We start from the raw sequence: 18,993 nt of genomic DNA, 5'->3' as shown, positions 1-18,993 counted from the left end.
TCTCCGTCATAAAAAATAGGAAGGCTCTCGCCCTCCTAAAGCCACTTATAACAAATTAATGAATTTGTGCTGCAATATCTTGGTCAGTTTGTTCAACGATGTCCGCAACTTTAAGCAACTGTGCATTGATTTCATCAAGCAAGGTCGCAAACTCATCAATTTTTGGAGACAATGCTGTAAACTGTTGATCAAAGCTATCAAAAGCTGAACCTTTCCAGTTACTTCTGATAGTTTCTTGTTCGTTGCTTAATGTACGAAGAACTTGTCTTACTTCTTCGGCACCACTAGTGTATTTTTGAGCAGATGTACGTAGATCTTCTGGTGTTAATTGAATTAAAGCCATGTGAATCTCCTTTAAATTAATTTATACCTTCATTATATCAACAATTTTAGCCAACCGCAAGCTTAAAACTCAATTTTATGATAATTAATTAAAGATAAAACCCTTTTCTATCTAAGGATAAGTAAAAAGTCTTGGATGTACTGCCCCTAAAAAGTTAGACAGATAATTCTAACCTTTGGGTCAGTTCTTCCCTTTTTTGACATTCTTTTCTACTCAGTAATGATTAACCCGTTTCAGTATTTAAGAGCCGAAAAGTTCGGTATGAATGATATTCTTACTTATGTGACTGGTTTCATTTTGAAACTTTTAATTATAATGGTTTAAAATGAAACTAAAGATAGCAACCCATTAATCAAAAAAGACCAATCTTCTAATACCCTAAGACTTCTCTTCTGTGTTATACTGATATCAGTACATTCTTTGAGAGAGGAAATCCTATGAAAATCCATAAAACTGTCAATCCTGTTGCCTATGAAAACACCTACTACATAGAGGGAGACCATCACCTGATTGTGGTTGACCCAGGTAGCCATTGGGAAGCCATTCGCAAGACTATCGAAAAAATCAACAAACAAGTCTGTGCGATTCTGCTGACCCACACCCACTACGACCATATTATGAGTCTCGACTTGGTGCGTGAGACTTTTGGAAATCCTCCAGTTTATGTAGCAGAGAGTGAAGCATCTTGGCTTTATACACCTGTAGATAATCTCTCCGGTCTCCCTCGTCACGACGATATGGCAGATGTGGTCTCAAAACCTGCTGAGCACACCTTTGTTTTTCATGAAGAATACCAGCTTGAAGAATTCCGTTTTACTGCCCTACCAACCCCAGGCCACTCTATCGGTGGTGTTTCCCTCGTCTTTCCTGATGCCCATCTAGTCTTGACTGGAGATGCTCTTTTCCGCGAGACCATCGGACGGACTGACCTCCCTACAGGTAGTATGGAACAGCTTCTCCATAGCATTCAGACGCAACTCTTTACTCTTCCTAACTACGATGTCTATCCTGGACACGGTCCAGCTACGACCATCGCTCACGAAAAGACCTTCAATCCCTTTTTCTAGCAAGCAAAAAACCAAGGATGCTATCCTTGGTTTTAGTCTTACCAAATAATCACACGATCCTCTGGTGAACGCCACATACCGTCGCCTTCTTTGACATCATAAGTTGTAAAGAAGTCATCGAAGTTTGGTACTTGGATGTTGACACGGAGTTTAGCTGGCGCGTGCACGTCAACACTGGCCATGAGTTTCATCAACTCTGGACGACCTTTCATGCGCCAGATGCGAGCAAAGTTGTGGAAGAAGTCTTCGGCTGAGAAGTCTGGCTCTCTCTTGGCAGCTTCAAGGGCTGCAGCAATCCCGCCCAAGTCGGCAACGTTTTCGGATACGGTTAGTTTCCCGTTAATCGTTGCGCCGTAAGATTCTTGCCCATCAAACTGGTCGATAACTTTCTGCGTTTTTTCTTTAAAGGCAGCATAGTCGCTTTCTGTCCACCAATCCTTAAGACTACCATTTTCATCAAAAGAAGCGCCATTTGTGTCGAAGGCATGAGAAATCTCGTGGGCAATAACAGCACCAATACCACCGTAGTTAGCAGAAGATGACTGGTGCAAATCATAGAATGGAGCCTGTAAAATGGCAGCTGGGAAGACAATCAAGTTCTTCTGAGGATTGTAGTAGGCATTAACCATGTGAGCTGGCATACCCCACTCCTTGTAATCAACCGGTTGGTTCCACTTGCTCCAGCTGTGCTTGATTTCCACACGCGCAAAGGCTAGGGCATTCTCAAAGAGACTGGCAGTTTCATCTACTACTTTGTCCTTGTAGCGTTCTGGCAATTCCTCTGGATAACCAATATAAGGCTTGATAACATTGAGTTTGACAATGGCCTTATCTCGCGTTTCAGGTGTGAGCCAGTCGTTCTTAGCCAAGCGTTCCTTATAAACGTCAATCATAGTCGCTACTTTTTTCTCTACGTCTGCCTTAGCTTCTGGGGAGAATTTTTCATGCGCATACCAGAGACCAAGAGCTTGCTTGAAAGGACCTTGGGCCAAGTGATAAGCTGCCTTGACCTTATCCTGAGCTTCTGGAACACCTGAAAGGGCACGACCATAAGCACCTGACAGGACACGAATCTCATCCGTGAGATAGCTTGTTGAGAGATTCACCACACCCAAAATCAAGGTTGCTTTGAGTAGAGGCCACGCTTCTTCACTATAGAATTGGTCTGCTGCTTGCCAGAAACGTTCTTCATCTACGATGACCTTGTCTGGCGTTTGTCCAATCACCTGTTGGAAGAAATCATCCAAAGGTAGGGCAGGAGCAAATTTCTTGAAATCTTCATAAGCGTATGGATGGTAGAGTTTGGCATATTCTGAACTTTCTTCGTTAGAAAGCACCACCGCTGCAATGCGACGGTCCAATTCCAATCGTTTCTCTATTAAATCTGCGATTTCCTCATCTGAAAAATCATAGGCTTTGAGAAGATTTGTGGTACTTTCCTTCCAAAGAGTCAAAAGCTCCTCACGCTGAGGATGGTCTTCAGCGTAGTAGGTTGTATCTGGCAAGATAGTTCCTGGAGCACTGGCCCAGAGAACATTGGTTCTGGCATCCATAAAGTCTGGTGATACTCCAAATGGAAGGAAGTTTGGCTTCCCTGCTAGTTCAAACTCTGCCAGTTTGCTGGTAAAATCTGCAAAGCTCTCCAAGTCTTGGTACTCCTTGAGTAGAGGAAGGACAGGCTTGATCCCATCTGCTTCTCTCTTGTCAAAATCACGTACCATACGATGGTACTTAACAAAGTTTGCGAGGATAGCATCCTCTGGGACATCCTCACCTGCCAACCACTTGTCCGTAGTCGCTAGCATCAACTCTTCAATTTCCTCGTCTAGGTCAATAAAACCACCTGTTCGAGATTTATCAGCTGGAATCACAGCTGTTTTTTCCCATTCGCCATTGATTGCATCATAAAAATCGTCTTGATAACGTGTCATCTTGTTCTCGCTTTCATATTTTCACTTATTCCTAGCTTAGCAAAAAAATCTAGGGAATGCAATCAAAAATAAATTTCTTGTATCTTTCATTTTATTGTTATTTTATTAAATTTTTTAAAATTAACTTGACTTAATTTTTTTTTTAATGTATATTAAATACGGGAGGGAGGAATTTGTTATGATACGTATTGAACACCTCAGCGTCTCCTACAAAGAAACGTTGGCACTAAAGGATATTTCACTAGTGCTCCAAGGACCAACGATTACCGGAATTATTGGTCCAAATGGTGCTGGAAAATCAACTTTATTAAAAGGTATGTTGGGAATTATCCCACATGAAGGTCAGGCCTTTCTCGACGACAAAGAAGTCAAGAAATCTTTAAATCGAGTTGCCTATGTCGAGCAAAAAATCCATATCGACTACAATTTTCCTATCAAGGTCAAGGAATGTGTCTCTCTGGGACTCTATCCATCCATACCGCTCTTTCACACCTTAAAAGCCAGCCACTGGAAAAAAGTGGCAGATGCACTTGAAATCGTTGGGCTCTCAGACTATGCTGATCGCCAAATCAGCCAGCTCTCAGGAGGACAATTTCAACGTGTGTTGATTGCCCGTTGCTTAGTGCAGGAAGCTGACTACATCTTTTTAGATGAGCCTTTTGTCGGGATTGACTCGGTTAGTGAAGAGATTATCATGAATACGCTGAGAGACCTTAAAAAAGCTGGTAAAACAGTTCTCATCGTCCATCATGACCTCAGTAAAGTCCCCCATTATTTCGACCAAGTTTTGCTTCTCAATCGAGAATTAATAGACCTTGGTCCGACCGAAGAAACCTTTACCGAGGCCAATCTCAAAAAGGCCTACGGTAACAAACTCTTTTTCAATGGAGGTGACCTATGATAGCAGAATTTATCGATGGATTGCAAAATTTCCATTTCCTACAAAACGCCTTGATCACAGCTATTGTCATCGGAGTCGTTGCTGGAGCTGTGGGATGTTTTATCATCCTGCGTGGAATGTCTCTCATGGGAGATGCCATCTCTCACGCAGTTTTGCCTGGCGTAGCCCTTTCCTTTATTCTGGGAATTGATTTCTTTATTGGAGCGATCATCTTTGGTTTGATGGCTTCCATCATCATTACCTACATCAAGGGAAACTCTATCATCAAGAGTGACACTGCCATTGGTATTACCTTTTCATCTTTCTTAGCCTTAGGTGTCATCTTGATTAGTGTTGCCAAGAGTTCGACAGACCTCTTCCATATCCTTTTTGGGAATATCCTCGCTGTCCAAGATACAGACATGTGGATTACCATTGGTATGGGGGCATTGATTCTCTTGATTATCGGGATTTTCTTTAAACAACTATTGATTACATCCTTTGACGAGCTTCTGGCTAAAGCCATGGGAATGCCCGTTAATTTCTACCACTATCTGCTCATGGTGCTCTTGACCCTTGTGTCAGTCACTGCCATGCAAAGTGTTGGAACCATTCTTATCGTGGCCATGTTGATCACCCCAGCTGCGACGGCTTACCTTTATGCTAATAGCCTAAAGAGCATGATTTTTCTTTCATCAGGCCTAGGAGCTCTGGCTTCTGTTGTAGGGCTCTTTATCGGCTATAGTTTCAATCTCGCAGCAGGATCCAGCATCGTGCTCACATCCGCCAGCTTCTTTCTAATCAGTTTCTTTATCTCTCCTAAGCAACGATACTTGAAACTGAAAAACAAAAAAATCATTAAATAACGGGGAAACCCTTCTGGAGGAATCTAATGAAAAAATTAGGTACTTTGCTTGTTCTTTTTCTTTCTATCATTGGATTAGCTGCCTGTGCTAGCGGGAAAAAAGATACAGCATCTACAAACCAAAAACTAAAGGTTGTAGCAACTAACTCTATCATCGCTGATATTACCAAGAATATCGCTGGTGACAAGATTGATCTTCACAGTATCGTTCCTGTTGGTCAAGACCCACACGAATACGAACCTCTTCCTGAAGACGTTAAGAAAACTTCTCAAGCTGATTTGATTTTCTATAACGGAATCAATCTTGAAACTGGTGGCAATGCTTGGTTTACCAAATTGGTTGAAAATGCCAAGAAAACTGAGAACAAGGACTACTTTGCAGTTAGCGACGGCGTAGACATCATCTACCTCGAAGGTCAAAACGAGAAAGGCAAAGAAGATCCACACGCTTGGCTCAACCTTGAAAATGGGATGATTTATGCAAAGAACATCGCTAAACAGCTGATTGCTAAGGATCCTAGCAACAAGGAATTCTACGAAAAAAATCTCAAAGACTATACTGAAAAACTAGACAAACTGGACAAGGAAGCCAAAGAGAAATTTAACAATATCCCTGCTGAAAAGAAACTCATCGTAACCAGCGAAGGATGCTTCAAATACTTCTCTAAGGCTTACGGAGTTCCAAGTGCCTATATCTGGGAAATCAACACGGAAGAAGAAGGTACACCTGAACAAATCAAGACCTTGGTTGAAAAACTTCGCCAAACAAAAGTTCCATCACTCTTTGTTGAATCAAGTGTCGATGACCGTCCAATGAAGACTGTTTCACAAGACACAAACATCCCAATCTACGCACAAATCTTTACTGACTCAATCGCTGAAGAAGGGAAAGAAGGCGACAGCTACTACAGCATGATGAAATACAACCTCGACAAGATCGCTGAAGGTTTGTCTAAATAATCCATTAAAAAACGTCGTTCTCACGTGAACAGGCGTTTTTTTATCGCTTAATTTCCAGTCAAATCATTGGAAAAATCTGACAATTCTCGGTAAAATAAAAGAAAAAAGGAATGGAGTAGTTTCATGACCACTTTTCTCGGAAATCCTGTAACCTTTACAGGTAAACAACTGCAAGTCGGAGACAAGGCACTTGACTTTTCTCTTACGACAACAGATCTCTCTAAAAAAACGCTAGCTGACTTTGATGGAAAGAAAAAAGTCTTGAGTGTTGTCCCTTCTATCGATACTGGTATCTGCTCAACGCAAACACGTCGATTCAACCAAGAACTAGCCAACCTCGACAACACCGTCGTTCTTACCGTTTCTATGGACCTACCATTTGCCCAAGGACGCTGGTGTGGGGCTGAAGGCCTTGACAATGCCATCATGCTTTCAGACTACTTTGACCATTCTTTCGGGCGCGATTATGCCCTCTTGATCAACGAATGGCATCTCCTTGCGCGTGCTGTCTTTGTTCTCGACACTGATAATGTCATCCGTTACGTAGAATACGTTGACAACATCAACACGGAACCAGACTTTGAAGCTGCTATTGCCGCTGTTAAAGAACTGGATTAAAATCAAAGCCATTATGGCAGAAGGCTAGAGAAATCTAGCTTTTTTTGATATACTAGATGGAGAGAAAAGACAAGAGGAAACGAATGACGCCAAATAAAGAAGACTACCTAAAATGTATTTATGAAATCGGTACGGAAATGCAAAAAATCACCAATAAAGAAATTGCTGCCCGTATGCAGGTCTCTCCACCTGCCGTAACAGAGATGATCAAACGCATGAAAAGTGAAAATCTCATCCTCAAGGACAAGGAGAATGGCTATCTATTGACAGATATTGGCCTCAAACTGGTCTCTGAGCTTTATCGTAAACACCGTTTGATTGAAGTCTTTCTAGTTCACCATCTAGATTATACCAGCGATCAAATCCATGAGGAAGCTGAGGTCCTAGAGCACACTGTATCCGACCTCTTCGTAGAGAGACTGGATAAACTACTGGGCTTTCCTAAAACCTGCCCCCACGGAGGAACCATCCCAGCCAAGGGAGAGCTCTTGGTCGAAATTAACAACCTACCTCTAGCAGATACCAAAGAAGCCGGTAACTATCTCCTGACTCGGGTTCATGATAGCTTTGATCTACTCAAATACTTAGAAAAGCATGAAATTCATATCGGTGACCAACTCCAAGTCAAACAGTTTGATAATTTTTCCAATACTTTTACACTGGTCAACAAAGGTGAAGACCTCCAAGTTAGCATCGATATCGCCAAACAACTCTATGTCGAAAAAATCAACTAACCCCTTATTCCTGAAAGAAATCCCTCTCAGGGATTTTTCATTATTTTAGTTGTAAGTCCCATTCGTTTGTTGTAAAATGAAGTTAGATAAAAGAGGGAGGTTTTCCTATGAAAAAGCTCTTTAGAATTCATTTTGTAGCCATTGCACTCAGTGATTTGCTACTATTAGCAATTTTTATCTCCAAAACCGATCCCTCTGTAGAGTGGATGCTACTCTCTGGCTTTATTTTCATCCTTGCTCAGGGACTACTGCTATTTCGCTTGGTCTTCCGACTCAAACATCATTTCCCTGAGATTTATCCTCAAATCAATAAAAAGATTCGCTTCTACTATTTAGGGGTTCTCACCATTGACTTTCTATTATTTGTCCTTTTAGCCTTCACTAGTTCTCAGCGATTTTCCTCTCTTATGCCAATCGTCACTTCTTGCCATTCTACTTTTTATTATATAATGGCTAGCCACATAAGAGAAAACTATCCAGACTTTTACGACAAACACATTTCTTTATGGGATTGTTTCTAAACAAAAACCAAGCCAGCTGGGCTTGGTTTTCTTATCTATTTTTTGTATCAAGGATAATGGTGACTGGTCCGTCATTGACCAGTTCAACCTGCATATCTGCTCCAAAGATACCTGTCTGAACAGGTACTTCCTGAGCCAGTTTTTGATTGAAAGCGTCATAGAAGTCAGCTGCCATATCCGGCTTAGCTGCACCTGTAAAGGCTGGACGATTGCCCTTCTTAGTATCTGCAAAGAGGGTAAACTGAGAAATAGAAAGGATTTCGCCCCCAATATCCTTAATAGACAGATTCATCTTGCCTTCTGCATCTGAAAAAATCCGCATATTGACAAGCTTTCGGACTGCGTAATCCAGATCCTCCTCTTGGTCCCCTGGGCCTACACCGACCAGCAATAAAAGCCCTTGATTGATTTTTCCCTGAACCTGACCTTCAATACTCACTTGAGCTTTCTTGACTCGTTGAACGACGATTTTCATAAAAATCCTTTCTAGATCTTAGCCGTTGGTCCGTTTGACAGAGTAGACTTCTGGCACACTTTTAATCTTATCAACTACTGTCGTTAGAGTTGAGAGATTTGAGATTCCAAAGGACACATGGATATTAGCAAATTTCATATCCTTGGTTGGTTGGGCGTTAACGGTTGAGATATTCTTAGCTGTGTTGGAAAGAACTTGCAGAACATCATTTAAGAGACCTGTACGGTTGAGGCCGTAGATATCGATGTGGGCAATATATTCCTTGCTTGAGAATTGATCTTCCCATTCCACATCAAGGAGACGTTGTTCGTAGTTTTCTTGGGCGCGAAGGTTCATACAGTCCACACGGTGAATAGCCACACCACGCCCCTTGGTGATGTAGCCGACAATGTTGTCACCCGGCACTGGATTACAACACTTAGCAATCCGAACTAGGAGACCTGAGGCGCCTTCAATGACCACACCGCCCTCATGCTTGACCTTGAGCTTCTCCTTATTCTCAACCTTAACCTCACCACCCTTAACTAACTCATCAGCCTCTGCCCTAGCTTTGGCACGTTCCTCCTCACGGCGTTCCTTTTCAGTCAGACGGTTAAAGACGGTAGTAGCACTGATTTCTCCAAAACCAATAGCAGCAAAGAGGGAGTCTTCTGTCTTGTAGCTGGTCTTTTGAAGGACTTGGTCCATGTGCCGCTTGTCCATATACTTATTAGCCACATAGCAATTCTCTTGGAGCTGATTAATCAGCAGTTCGCGTCCCTTATTAACAGACAATTCCTTGTCTTGGTTTTTAAAGAACTGACGAATCTTGTTGCGCGCCTTGCTGGTCTTAACCATGTTGAGCCAGTCACGACTCGGGCCAAAAGAATTGGGGTTGGTTACAATTTCGACCTGATCCCCAGTTTTGAGCTTGGTTGTCAGCGGAACCATACGGCCATTGACCTTGGCACCAGTCGCTTTTTCACCGACTTTGGTATGGATTTCATAGGCAAAGTCGATCGGGCCTGAATCTTTCGGAAGTGAACGAACTGCACCATCTGGAGTAAAGACGTAAATCTCCTCCGCCAGATACTCTTCCTTAACGGACTCGACAAATTCCTTGGCATCGTCAGCCTGGTCCTGTAATTCCATCATTTCCTTGATCCAGTTCATACCAATCGCAGACTCTTTGCTGTTGACCTGACCTTTAATGCCTTTCTTATAGGCCCAGTGAGCTGCTACCCCGTACTCAGCCACTTCGTGCATTTCTTTGGTACGAATCTGGAATTCAATCGGCCCTTTTGGTCCATAGACAGTCGTATGGATAGACTGGTAACCATTGGCCTTCCTGTTGGCAATATAATCTTTAAAACGCCCTGGCATGGGTTTCCAAAGTTCATGTACATAGCCAAGCATGGCATAGACATCGCTATGAGTCTCTAGGATACAGCGAATGGCAATCAGGTCATAAATCTCCTCAAAGCGTTTCTTCTTATCCTGCATCTTGCGATAGATAGAGTAGATATGCTTGGGACGGCCGTAGATTTTCCCTTTTAGATTGCGTTCGGAAGTGTAGTCCTCTAACTTGGTTACTACTTCATCGACCAAAGCCTCACGCTCTCTGCGTTTTTCCTTCATCATGTGAGTGATCTTGTAAAACTCAGTTGGATTGAGATAGCGGAAGGACAGGTCTTCTAACTCCCACTTGACGCTGGAAATACCCAGACGATGAGCAAGCGGTGCATAGATTTCCATGGTTTCTCTGGAGATACGCTCTTGCTTGTCTTTTCGTAGGTGGTTAAGCGTTCTCATGTTATGCAAGCGGTCAGACAGTTTAACCAAGATAACGCGAATATCCTCAGACATGGCCATGAGCATCTTGCGGTGATTTTCCGCTAATTGCTCCTCGATCGATTTGTACTCTACCTTACCGAGCTTTGTCACCCCATCAACGATAATCCGAACATCATGACCGAACTCTCGCTCCAAATCATCCAGCGTTGCCTCCGTGTCCTCAACCACATCATGCAAAAAACCACAGGCAACGGTTACGGCATCTAGCTTAAGCTTGGCTAAAATCCCTGCCACCTGAATGGGATGAATAATATAGGGCTCGCCAGATTTACGGTATTGACCACTATGGCATTCAACTGCGTAAACCAAGGCTTTATGTACAAAAGCAACATCTTCTTTCGATAAATATTTTTGCGTTAAAGCGACAACCTCATCGCCCGTCAAATTCACTTCTTTCGGCATTTATTCTCTCCAATTCTTCCTACCATTTTATCACTTTTTTAAGAATATTAAAACTAGAAAAGCCTGTTTTCATGCCTAGACTAAGCATTTAAAAGAAAAAACACTGCAAGAGAGACTCTGCAGTGCTTTGTTATTTTATTTATCTTAGTAAACTGTTTTCTCAGTTTCCACGTCGAAGAAGTGTGCTTTGTTCAAGTCAAATCCAAGTTCAACTGTTGCACCTGTTTGCAAGTAGTCACGAGCATCCACTTTGGCAACAAATTCGTCTTTACCAACTTGACAGTAAAGGTGAGATTCTGAACCAAGCAATTCTGATACAGAGATGGTTGCTTTGACAACTGATTCTGGGAATGTTTCAAGGAAAGCAGGTTCTGCATTCACATCTTCAGGACGAATACCGAAGATCAATTCTTTTCCTTCGTAGCCTTTTTCACGAAGAACTTTCAAAGCACCTTCTGGAACTTTCAAGCGGAAACCGTCAGAAACAATTTCGTTGCCTTCTAGTTTCACATTGATAAAGTTCATAGCTGGGCTTCCGATGAATCCTGCTACAAATTTGTTAACTGGGTTTTTGTAAACTTCTTGAGGAGTTCCGATTTGTTCAACACGTCCGATAGTACCTGTACCAGCAGGGTTTTTAGTTGCTGACATGATAACGATACGGTCTGCAAGTGTCATCGCTTCTGTTTGGTCGTGAGTTACGTAAATAGTTGTAGCTCCGATACGACGGTGGATTTTCGCAATTTCAGCACGCATGGATACACGAAGTTTGGCATCCAAGTTTGACAAAGGTTCGTCCATCAAGAATACTTTTGCATCACGGACGATGGCACGACCCATGGCAACACGTTGACGTTGACCACCTGAAAGGTCAGCTGGTTTACGATCCAAGAATTCTTTCAAACCAAGAATCCCAGCAGCTTCTTGTACACGTTTGTCGATGTCTTCCTTGCTGTATTTACGCAATTTCAAACCGAAAGCCATGTTGTCATAAACAGTCATGTGTGGGTAAAGAGCGTAGTTTTGGAATACCATGGCGATGTCACGGTCTTTTGGAGCTACGTCGTTGACAACCACGCCATCGATAGATGCAGTACCTTCTGTGATGTCTTCAAGACCAGCAATCATACGAAGAGTCGTTGATTTACCACATCCTGAAGGACCTACGAAAACGATAAATTCTTTGTCTTTGATGTCCAAGTTGAAGTCTTCAACTGAGTAGTGTTCGCTGTTTGGATATTTTTTGTAAATGTTTTTAAGATTCAATTCTACCATCGAGGTGAACTCCTTTTGTCTTTTGATAGTTTTATTATAGATGAAAACGCTTTACTTTTCTATGGCAAGGTGACCAAAAAAATAAAAAAGTTCTGTGCAACTTGCACAAAACTTTAGAGAATATCTGGTAAAATCAACTGATAACAAAGGGTGAGATCCGTCAACTCCTTCAACTGAAGTCCTGTCAATTCCTCCCATCTATCAATCTTGTATTGGAGAGAATTGCGGTGCAGATAGAGTTGCTGGGCTGTTTTAGTTAAGACAGCACTATTTTCCCAAAGGGAGAGAATGATTTCCTGAATCTGATCCTGATCCAAGATCATCTGGTGCAGGCATTCTTTAATGACTCTCAGGTCCACTAGTCTTTCTCCCATACTCCATAGATAGAGTTGTGAAAAGGTGTGTACACCTTGGTGACCCTGACGCCACCATGTCTTAAACAAATCTCGCTCCGCTTTGATCAAGTCTGATAGGGCTTGAGGGCCTGTCTGAGACCAAACCTGACCTAACATGATAGATAGACGAAGGCCAAAGTCATACTCAACCGCTTCAATCGTATCAGATAAGGTTGAGCGAACAGAGGTATACTTATCTTGTTGAAGCACAAATATATAATCCTGAGCACCGACCTGTAGCACTGTTTGGCAGTTGGGAAAAAGAGTCCGCATCATGTCTAGCCAAGAGGATAGATTTTCCTGTTGGAAATAGGAAAGATGGCAATAAACCAGCTGAATTTTTTTAAATGTTTGCGGTGGCTGCCCCTTCCCCTCAATCAGATAGGGATACCAAGGATTGAGCGAACGAGCCTGCTCTTGCTGGGTCAAAAGGGCAATCAGCTGCTTTTCACGCTCGCTGAGTCCAGATTCCTCCAGCATAATCCACTGCTGAGAAGCTAAAGGGAGGGTGAGATAGCCTGGTTTCTCAATCGGCTGATCTGAAATCTGAGCCTCAGGAAACCAGTCTTGTAATTCCTTTGCAATCATATCCTAGCCCTCCACTTTTTGGATGCACCAAGAAATTAGGGTCTCTAGACGCTCCACATTTTCAGTCAGATGGAGATAGCCCATCACTGCTTCAAAACCTGTAGACATGCGATAGGTCACCACATCAGCATTTTTAGCCTTTGTGTGGCTATTGGTATTGCGACCTCGTTTGTAGATTTCTTCTTCTTTATCCGTCAAGACTTGCTCCTCCAACATGAGGGAAATCAAGCAAGCCTGAGCCTTGGCTGAGACATACTTGGTCGCCTCTTGGTGGAGCTTGTTGGGTTTGGTCATGCCTTTGAGGATGAGATGGCGACGGATATACATGGAATAAACCGCATCTCCCTCAAAAGCTAGCGCAATCCCGTTAATGAGATTGACATCAATCACGTGTCCACCTCACTCCATCTTTTGTATCCAGTAGTTTAATTCCTTGAGCAGCCAATTGGTCACGGATTTGGTCTGCTGTCGCAAAGTCACGATTAGCACGCGCTTCTTGACGTTTTTGGATTAAGGCTTCAATGTCTGCATCCAAAACTTCCTCTACAAAGACAATCCCAAAGACTTCCAACATATCTGCAAGAGCTTTCTTAACACTTGCATCATAGTTGCCAGAGTTGATCCATTTGGCCATTTCAAAGACTACTGTGATACCGTTAGCTGAGTTGAAATCCTCATCCATAGCCGCCACAAACTTATCTTTAAAGGCTTGTAACTCTTGAGTATCTACAGTTCCAGAAAATGGTTGCTCGTAGGTGTTCTTTAGATACTTGAGATTGGTCTCTGCGTCACGCACTGCCTTTTCTGTAAAGTTGATAGGCTTACGATAATGTTGTGTCGCAAAGAAGAAACGAAGCACTTGTCCATCAAGAGTTTTAAGGGCATCATGGACGGTGATAAAGTTGCCCAAGGACTTAGACATCTTGACATTGTCGATATTGACAAAGCCGTTGTGCATCCAGTAGTTAGCGAAGGTCTTGCCTGTTTTTGCTTCTGACTGAGCAATTTCATTGGTATGATGAGGAAACTCCAGATCGGCTCCACCACCGTGAATATCAATGGTATCGCCCAAAATCTCTGTTGACATGACCGAACACTCGATATGCCAGCCCGGACGACCAGATCCCCATGGACTGTCCCAAGAAATCTCGCCTGGTTTTGCAGCTTTCCAAAGGGCAAAGTCTACAGGATTTTCCTTGCGAGCTGTTTCTTCATCTGTACGACCTGAAGCACCCAGTTCCAAATCTTCCAAAGTTTTATTGGCCAATTTAGCATAGTTATGTGATTTTTCTACACGGAAGTAAACATCCCCTTGACTCTCGTAAGCATAACCTTTTTCAATCAAGTCAGCGACAAAACGAATGATGTCATCCATAAACTCCACTACACGCGGATGGCGAGTCGCAGGTTTCACGCCCAAGGCCGTCACATCCTCACGAAAGGCAGCGATATACTTGTCCGCAACCTCCTGAGGCGTGATGCCTTCTTCCTTGGCACGGTTGATAATCTTATCATCCACATCTGTAAAATTGGAAATATAGGCAACCTCATAACCACGGTATTCAAAGTAGCGACGAATGGTATCAAAAGCCACTGTTGAACGGGCATTCCCCACGTGGATATAGTTGTATACAGTTGGCCCACAGACATACATCTTAACCTTGCTGTCCTCGATTGGGACAAATTCTCGCAAATCACGAGACATGGTGTCGTAAATTTTAATCATGCGATCCACTCCCTTCTCTATTTCTGACTTTTTCGGCTGAAAACCAGCTCTGCAAAAGGGCCAAATTGTCTGAGGCTATCCAGTTGGTAAAAGCGCTGCCCTTCCTCTTGGGTAAAGAGGGGAACCCCCTTTCCTAGGATAAGGGGCGCTATCTGAATAATGAGGTGGTCGAAAAGATCCGCATCCAAGAGCGGTCCTACCAAGGAATTACCACCAATCACAAAGACATTTTTGCCTTTGTCAATCTGGTGAACAAAATCCACCACATCCCCAGCTACTGGCTGGTAATTGCTGACAGGCAGGTGTCTATCATGCGTAAAGACATAGTTTTCCGTAGCTTGATAAAAACTTTCTACATCTTGCAAATCCTGAATTTCCTCAAAGGTCCGCTTGCCCATGATGGTGATATCCATTTGCCTGTAAAAGTCATCATAGCCTGTATCCTCTACAGAACCAAGCTGATGCAGCCAGTCTATCCTGTGCTGGCTGTCTGCCAAGTAGCCATCCATGGTGATACAACCGTAAAAATATACTGCCATTCTTGTAGTTACCTTTCTAGTTCCTTTGCTATTGTCAAAGCGATAGTGAAAAAAGTCATGGCATCAGCTGTCCGCTCTTCATGGCGGGCATCCCAGGTTCGCTTATGATGATCCACATAGTCAGCTGTGTAGAAGAACTGATAGACTTTACTCTTGCGAAATTGACTCCAAGCCATGATAGCTGAAGCTTCCATGTCCACCACTTTGGCTCCAGCAGCCAAGCGACGCTTGACCTTATCAGGCGTTTCTCGATAAAAGGCATCAGTCGTCCAAGACTTTGTTCGAATGTGCTCAATGCCAGATTTGTTCAAAGCTTCTTCCATGGTTAAGAGTAGAGTTTCATCATAAGCTATTTCATCACTTGCAGGAGCGTAATGGTAACTTGTACCTTCATCACGTAGAGCTGAACTTGGTAGGATAATCTTATCTGCCTGAATAGACTGATCTAGAACTCCGCAAGAACCCAAAACAATAAAGTTCTTAAATCCTCTTGCTTTGAGTTCTTCTAAGAGTCCAACAACCATCGGGGCTCCAATCGTAGCTATAGCAACGGCTACCTTACTCCCATCTTTTTCATAGATATACCATGGAAGTTTGCCATTTAGATTGGTTAAATATCCACCTTCGTATACATCTTCAAACTGCTTTACTCTTTCAACGATTTCTCCATTAAAAGATAAAATAATTGTGTCACAGATTTCTCCACCACCACGAATACTTCGATCAGTTGGTTCGATAACAGCAGGTACATTTTCGAATTCTTCTAATAGCATTTACCTAACCTCCTACCTAAAGCATTACAACTCTCTACAACCCCGACGATCTGTGACTAGCTTCTCTAGCCTGCTCTAGTTTATTGACGTAGTACTCGCGTTTTTCTTCGACTTCGTGGATCGTTGGTTCATCCTTCTGTCCATGAACTCGGACGATTTTAGCAGGAATTCCGACGACAGTCACATCACTAGGTACGTCTGCCACGACAACTGCTGCAGCACCGACCTTGGCATTTTCACCAATTTCCACTGGTCCAATAACTTGGGCATGGGCTGATATGAGAGCTCCTTTACGAACTGTTGGATGGCGTTTCCCTACATCCTTACCAGTCCCACCAAGAGTCACTCCGTGGTAAAGCATAACGCCTTTTTCAACAATTGCCGTCTCCCCAATCACCAAGCCTGAGCCATGGTCGATAAAGACACCTGACTCTATCTGGGCACCCGGATGAATCTCAATCTGCGTCCAAAAGCGCCAAAACTGACTGTGCATTCGAGCCAGGAGTTTGAAGCCATGCTTCCAGAGAAAATGCGAGAGACGGTGGGCAGCTAAGGCCTTGACACCTGGATAAGTCAGCAAAACTTCCAAACTGTTGCGTGCCGCTGGATCATTTTCTTTTACAATATCAATGGTTTCGCGCCACCATCCCATACATTTCTCCTTTTCTTATTCTGAATCTTTTGGCGTATCTGTAACTTCTTTCTTAGGTTTGTGGTCCTTGTGATGACGTGGACGGTGAGGTCGCTCAGACTTTTCGCCTTTTTCATCATGCTCAGGTTTTGGCGGACGAGGAAGAAGTGCCTTCATAGAGGCATCGATACGGCCTTTTTCATCAATCTTGATAACCTTAACATCGACTTCATCACCGATAGCTACCAAGTCCTCGACACGGTTGGTGCGAGTCCAAGCCATTTCAGAAATGTGCACAAGTGCATCTGTCTTATCAAAGAGGTTGACAAAGGCGCCAAATTTCTCGATACGAACAACTTTAGCATGGTAAACTTCATCGACTTTGGCTTCACGAACCAAACCAGCAATGATTTCTTTGGTACGGTTAATGGCATCTTGGTCGCTAGAGTAGATAGAAACATTACCTTCTTCGTCAATATCGATTTTAACGCCTGTTTCAGCGATAATCTTGTCGATGGTTTCTCCACCCTTACCGATGACAATCTTGATTTTGTCTACATCAATCTTGATGGTATCAATTTTCGGTGCAGTTGGAGCCAATTCTGGACGAACTTCTGGAATGGTTGCTTCAATCACATCAAGGATTTCAAAACGCGCTTTCTTGGCTTGGGCAAGGGCTTCTGTCAAGATTTCTGCAGTAATCCCTTGGATCTTGATATCCATTTGAAGGGCTGTGATTCCGTCACGAGTACCGGCAACCTTAAAGTCCATGTCTCCAAAGTGGTCTTCCAATCCTTGGATATCTGTCAATACTGTGTAGTTATTTCCATCTGAGATGAGACCCATGGCAATCCCTGCTACTGGCGCCTTGATTGGCACACCACCAGCCATAAGGGCAAGAGTTCCCGCACAGATAGAAGCTTGAGAAGAAGAACCATTTGATTCCAAGACCTCAGCTACCAAGCGGATAGCGTATGGGAATTCTTCCAAACTTGGCAAAACTTGAGCAAGAGCACGCTCACCGAGAGCACCGTGACCAATTTCACGACGACCAGGGGCTCCGTAACGACCAGTTTCCCCTACAGAGTATTGAGGGAAGTTATAGTGGTGCATAAAGCGTTTCTTGTACTCTGGGTCCAAACCATCGATGATTTGAGTTTCTCCCATCGGAGCCAAGGTCAAGACTGAAAGAGCCTGAGTTTGTCCACGAGTGAAGAGACCAGAACCGTGCACACGAGGAAGGAAGTCAACAACCGCATCCAAAGGACGAATTTCATCGACCTTACGTCCGTCAGGACGCACCTTGTCTTCTGTGATCAAACGGCGCACTTCAGCGTGTTCCATTTGTTCCAAGATTTCAGCCACATCACGCATGATACGGTCAAATTCTTCGTGGTCTGCATATTTTTCTTCATACACAGCAGTCACTTGGTCTTTGACTGCTTGAGTTGCAGTTTCACGAGCCAATTTTTCTTCAACTTGAACAGCTTTTTGGAGGTCACTGTTGTAGGCCGCGATGATTTCAGCTTGCAAGTCCGCATCCACATGAAGCAATTCCACTTCCGCTTTTTCCTTACCAACTGCAGCAACGATTTCTTCTTGGAAGGCAATCAATTCTTTGACTGCTTCATGCCCTTTCAGAAGGGCTTCCAACATGATTTCTTCTGACAATTCTTTTGCACCAGATTCTACCATGTTGATGGCGTGCTTGGTACCAGCTACTGTCAATTCAAGAAGCGAACGCTCTGCTTGTTCTTGACTTGGGTTGATGATGATTTGACCATCGACATAGCCAACTTGTACCCCAGCGATTGGGCCGTCAAATGGAATATCTGAGATAGACAATGCCAAGGATGAGCCAAACATAGCTGCCATTGGAGCAGATGCATTTTCATCATAAGAAAGGACGGTGTTAATCACTTGCACTTCATTACGGAAACCTTCCGCAAACATAGGACGGATTGGACGGTCAATCAAACGCGCTATCAAGGTCGCATCCGTTGAAGGACGCCCTTCGCGCTTCATAAAGCCACCAGGAAACTTCCCAGCCGCATACATTTTTTCTTCGTAGTTGACTTGAAGTGGGAAGAAATCCCCAGTCGCCATCTTCTTAGACATCACGGCTGCAGTCAAGACAGTTGACTCACCATAACGGACGACAACAGAGCCATTTGCTTGCTTAGCAACCTGACCAGTCTCTACGATCAACTCACGACCAGCAAAAGTCGTTTGAAACACTTGTTTTGTCATGTTAATCCCCTTTGGATTGATAAAATTATACGCCTTGCCTACAAAGATCAGGATACTAAGGTCGCAAAAAGCAAAGTAAAAATAGGAAACTGGCGAAGTCTTCGATGAAGACAAGACAGTTTATCTTTTTTACACAGCTTTTCGGCCGGGTTCAATTACACAAGATACTAAGCAGTTAAGCAACTCA

The 18,993-nt window shown here is 43.3% G+C and carries 19 protein-coding genes; 7 read left to right on the top strand and 12 right to left on the bottom strand.

All coding sequences use genetic code 11. From position 1 onward, the window contains the following. Positions 1-55: 55 nt before the first annotated feature. Positions 56-343, bottom strand: coding sequence for a WXG100 family type VII secretion target (locus HMPREF9965_RS10230; protein WP_001173990.1), 288 nt, complete (start codon positions 341-343; stop codon positions 56-58). Positions 344-780: 437 nt separating this feature from the next. On the opposite strand from HMPREF9965_RS10230, the gene HMPREF9965_RS10225 reads away from it, so the two are divergent. Next, complete coding sequence (locus HMPREF9965_RS10225; RefSeq protein WP_000690827.1) at positions 781-1,410, top strand: MBL fold metallo-hydrolase; 630 nt, start codon at positions 781-783, stop codon at positions 1,408-1,410. A gap of 38 nt (positions 1,411-1,448) precedes the next feature. On the opposite strand, the gene HMPREF9965_RS10220 is transcribed toward HMPREF9965_RS10225, so the two are convergent. Then, positions 1,449-3,341 carry a M13 family metallopeptidase gene (locus HMPREF9965_RS10220; RefSeq protein WP_000199230.1) on the bottom strand — a complete coding sequence of 631 codons (1,893 nt, stop codon included), beginning with the start codon at positions 3,339-3,341 and terminating at the stop codon, positions 1,449-1,451. Positions 3,342-3,519: 178 nt separating this feature from the next. On the opposite strand from HMPREF9965_RS10220, the gene HMPREF9965_RS10215 reads away from it, so the two are divergent. The 6 genes from HMPREF9965_RS10215 to HMPREF9965_RS10190 all read left to right on the top strand — a co-directional run bounded on the left by HMPREF9965_RS10215 (position 3,520) and on the right by HMPREF9965_RS10190 (position 7,919). After that, positions 3,520-4,242, top strand: a complete 723-nt coding sequence (locus tag HMPREF9965_RS10215; RefSeq protein WP_000618100.1) for a metal ABC transporter ATP-binding protein — start codon at positions 3,520-3,522, stop codon at positions 4,240-4,242. Next, the gene (locus HMPREF9965_RS10210; protein WP_000559793.1) at positions 4,239-5,087 is read left to right on the top strand and encodes a metal ABC transporter permease; all 849 of its coding nucleotides are present in this window, start codon (positions 4,239-4,241) and stop codon (positions 5,085-5,087) included. Before HMPREF9965_RS10215 ends, HMPREF9965_RS10210 begins: the two co-directional genes overlap by 4 nt. A 26-nt stretch (positions 5,088-5,113) precedes the next feature. Then, on the top strand, positions 5,114-6,046 hold the full coding sequence (locus HMPREF9965_RS10205; RefSeq protein ID WP_000733066.1) for a metal ABC transporter substrate-binding protein: 933 nt from the start codon (positions 5,114-5,116) through the stop codon (positions 6,044-6,046). Between the two features lie 123 nt (positions 6,047-6,169). Next, positions 6,170-6,664 (top strand): thiol peroxidase, encoded by a 495-nt coding sequence (tpx, locus tag HMPREF9965_RS10200; RefSeq protein WP_000206539.1) that lies wholly within the window; start codon positions 6,170-6,172, stop codon positions 6,662-6,664. An 83-nt stretch (positions 6,665-6,747) separates the two neighbouring features. Beyond that, positions 6,748-7,398 (top strand): metal-dependent transcriptional regulator, encoded by a 651-nt coding sequence (locus HMPREF9965_RS10195; protein WP_000188539.1) that lies wholly within the window; start codon positions 6,748-6,750, stop codon positions 7,396-7,398. A gap of 107 nt (positions 7,399-7,505) precedes the next feature. Continuing rightward, entirely contained in the window at positions 7,506-7,919 is a 414-nt protein-coding gene (locus tag HMPREF9965_RS10190) for a hypothetical protein (RefSeq protein ID WP_000732790.1), read from the top strand. 31 nt (positions 7,920-7,950) lie between these two features. On the opposite strand, the gene dtd is transcribed toward HMPREF9965_RS10190, so the two are convergent. The 10 genes from dtd to pnp form a co-directional block, all read right to left on the bottom strand. Further along, positions 7,951-8,394 (bottom strand): D-aminoacyl-tRNA deacylase, encoded by a 444-nt coding sequence (dtd, locus tag HMPREF9965_RS10185; protein ID WP_000707052.1) that lies wholly within the window; start codon positions 8,392-8,394, stop codon positions 7,951-7,953. A gap of 18 nt (positions 8,395-8,412) precedes the next feature. Further along, positions 8,413-10,629 carry a RelA/SpoT family protein gene (locus tag HMPREF9965_RS10180; RefSeq protein WP_001123774.1) on the bottom strand — a complete coding sequence of 739 codons (2,217 nt, stop codon included), beginning with the start codon at positions 10,627-10,629 and terminating at the stop codon, positions 8,413-8,415. 144 nt (positions 10,630-10,773) lie between these two features. Next, entirely contained in the window at positions 10,774-11,904 is a 1,131-nt protein-coding gene (locus tag HMPREF9965_RS10175; protein ID WP_000229954.1) for an ABC transporter ATP-binding protein, read from the bottom strand. Positions 11,905-12,017: 113 nt separating this feature from the next. Further along, entirely contained in the window at positions 12,018-12,887 is an 870-nt protein-coding gene (locus HMPREF9965_RS10170; protein ID WP_000560736.1) for a helix-turn-helix domain-containing protein, read from the bottom strand. A 3-nt stretch (positions 12,888-12,890) separates the two neighbouring features. After that, positions 12,891-13,277, bottom strand: a complete 387-nt coding sequence (locus HMPREF9965_RS10165; protein WP_000567903.1) for a Mini-ribonuclease 3 — start codon at positions 13,275-13,277, stop codon at positions 12,891-12,893. Next, positions 13,270-14,613, bottom strand: coding sequence for a cysteine--tRNA ligase (gene cysS / locus HMPREF9965_RS10160; RefSeq protein WP_000591118.1), 1,344 nt, complete (start codon positions 14,611-14,613; stop codon positions 13,270-13,272). Before cysS ends, HMPREF9965_RS10165 begins: the two co-directional genes overlap by 8 nt. A 17-nt stretch (positions 14,614-14,630) precedes the next feature. After that, entirely contained in the window at positions 14,631-15,152 is a 522-nt protein-coding gene (locus HMPREF9965_RS10155) for a dihydrofolate reductase family protein (protein WP_000301974.1), read from the bottom strand. Between the two features lie 8 nt (positions 15,153-15,160). Beyond that, a complete protein-coding gene (locus HMPREF9965_RS10150; protein ID WP_000923416.1) occupies positions 15,161-15,925 on the bottom strand; it encodes a nucleoside phosphorylase in 765 nt (254 codons plus the stop codon). A gap of 34 nt (positions 15,926-15,959) precedes the next feature. Then, positions 15,960-16,577, bottom strand: coding sequence for a serine O-acetyltransferase (cysE, locus tag HMPREF9965_RS10145; protein ID WP_000539965.1), 618 nt, complete (start codon positions 16,575-16,577; stop codon positions 15,960-15,962). Positions 16,578-16,592: 15 nt separating this feature from the next. Continuing rightward, the gene (gene pnp, locus HMPREF9965_RS10140) at positions 16,593-18,806 is read right to left on the bottom strand and encodes a polyribonucleotide nucleotidyltransferase (protein WP_000166413.1); all 2,214 of its coding nucleotides are present in this window, start codon (positions 18,804-18,806) and stop codon (positions 16,593-16,595) included. Between the last annotated feature and the right edge of the window lie 187 nt (positions 18,807-18,993).

Source organism: Streptococcus mitis bv. 2 str. SK95 (assembly GCF_000222705.1).
Classification (GTDB): Bacteria; Bacillota; Bacilli; order Lactobacillales; family Streptococcaceae; genus Streptococcus; species Streptococcus mitis_AY.
This window is presented reverse-complemented; position numbering and strand designations above follow the sequence as displayed.

Coding starts and splice junctions, on each gene's coding strand:
- HMPREF9965_RS10230 (WP_001173990.1), bottom strand. CDS start 343: ATGGCTTTAATTCAATTAACACCAGAAGATCTACGTACATCTGCTCAA.
- HMPREF9965_RS10225 (WP_000690827.1), top strand. CDS start 781: ATGAAAATCCATAAAACTGTCAATCCTGTTGCCTATGAAAACACCTAC.
- HMPREF9965_RS10220 (WP_000199230.1), bottom strand. CDS start 3,341: ATGACACGTTATCAAGACGATTTTTATGATGCAATCAATGGCGAATGG.
- HMPREF9965_RS10215 (WP_000618100.1), top strand. CDS start 3,520: ATGATACGTATTGAACACCTCAGCGTCTCCTACAAAGAAACGTTGGCA.
- HMPREF9965_RS10210 (WP_000559793.1), top strand. CDS start 4,239: ATGATAGCAGAATTTATCGATGGATTGCAAAATTTCCATTTCCTACAA.
- HMPREF9965_RS10205 (WP_000733066.1), top strand. CDS start 5,114: ATGAAAAAATTAGGTACTTTGCTTGTTCTTTTTCTTTCTATCATTGGA.
- tpx (WP_000206539.1), top strand. CDS start 6,170: ATGACCACTTTTCTCGGAAATCCTGTAACCTTTACAGGTAAACAACTG.
- HMPREF9965_RS10195 (WP_000188539.1), top strand. CDS start 6,748: ATGACGCCAAATAAAGAAGACTACCTAAAATGTATTTATGAAATCGGT.
- HMPREF9965_RS10190 (WP_000732790.1), top strand. CDS start 7,506: ATGAAAAAGCTCTTTAGAATTCATTTTGTAGCCATTGCACTCAGTGAT.
- dtd (WP_000707052.1), bottom strand. CDS start 8,394: ATGAAAATCGTCGTTCAACGAGTCAAGAAAGCTCAAGTGAGTATTGAA.
- HMPREF9965_RS10180 (WP_001123774.1), bottom strand. CDS start 10,629: ATGCCGAAAGAAGTGAATTTGACGGGCGATGAGGTTGTCGCTTTAACG.
- HMPREF9965_RS10175 (WP_000229954.1), bottom strand. CDS start 11,904: ATGGTAGAATTGAATCTTAAAAACATTTACAAAAAATATCCAAACAGC.
- HMPREF9965_RS10170 (WP_000560736.1), bottom strand. CDS start 12,887: ATGATTGCAAAGGAATTACAAGACTGGTTTCCTGAGGCTCAGATTTCA.
- cysS (WP_000591118.1), bottom strand. CDS start 14,613: ATGATTAAAATTTACGACACCATGTCTCGTGATTTGCGAGAATTTGTC.
- HMPREF9965_RS10155 (WP_000301974.1), bottom strand. CDS start 15,152: ATGGCAGTATATTTTTACGGTTGTATCACCATGGATGGCTACTTGGCA.
- HMPREF9965_RS10150 (WP_000923416.1), bottom strand. CDS start 15,925: ATGCTATTAGAAGAATTCGAAAATGTACCTGCTGTTATCGAACCAACT.
- cysE (WP_000539965.1), bottom strand. CDS start 16,577: ATGGGATGGTGGCGCGAAACCATTGATATTGTAAAAGAAAATGATCCA.
- pnp (WP_000166413.1), bottom strand. CDS start 18,806: ATGACAAAACAAGTGTTTCAAACGACTTTTGCTGGTCGTGAGTTGATC.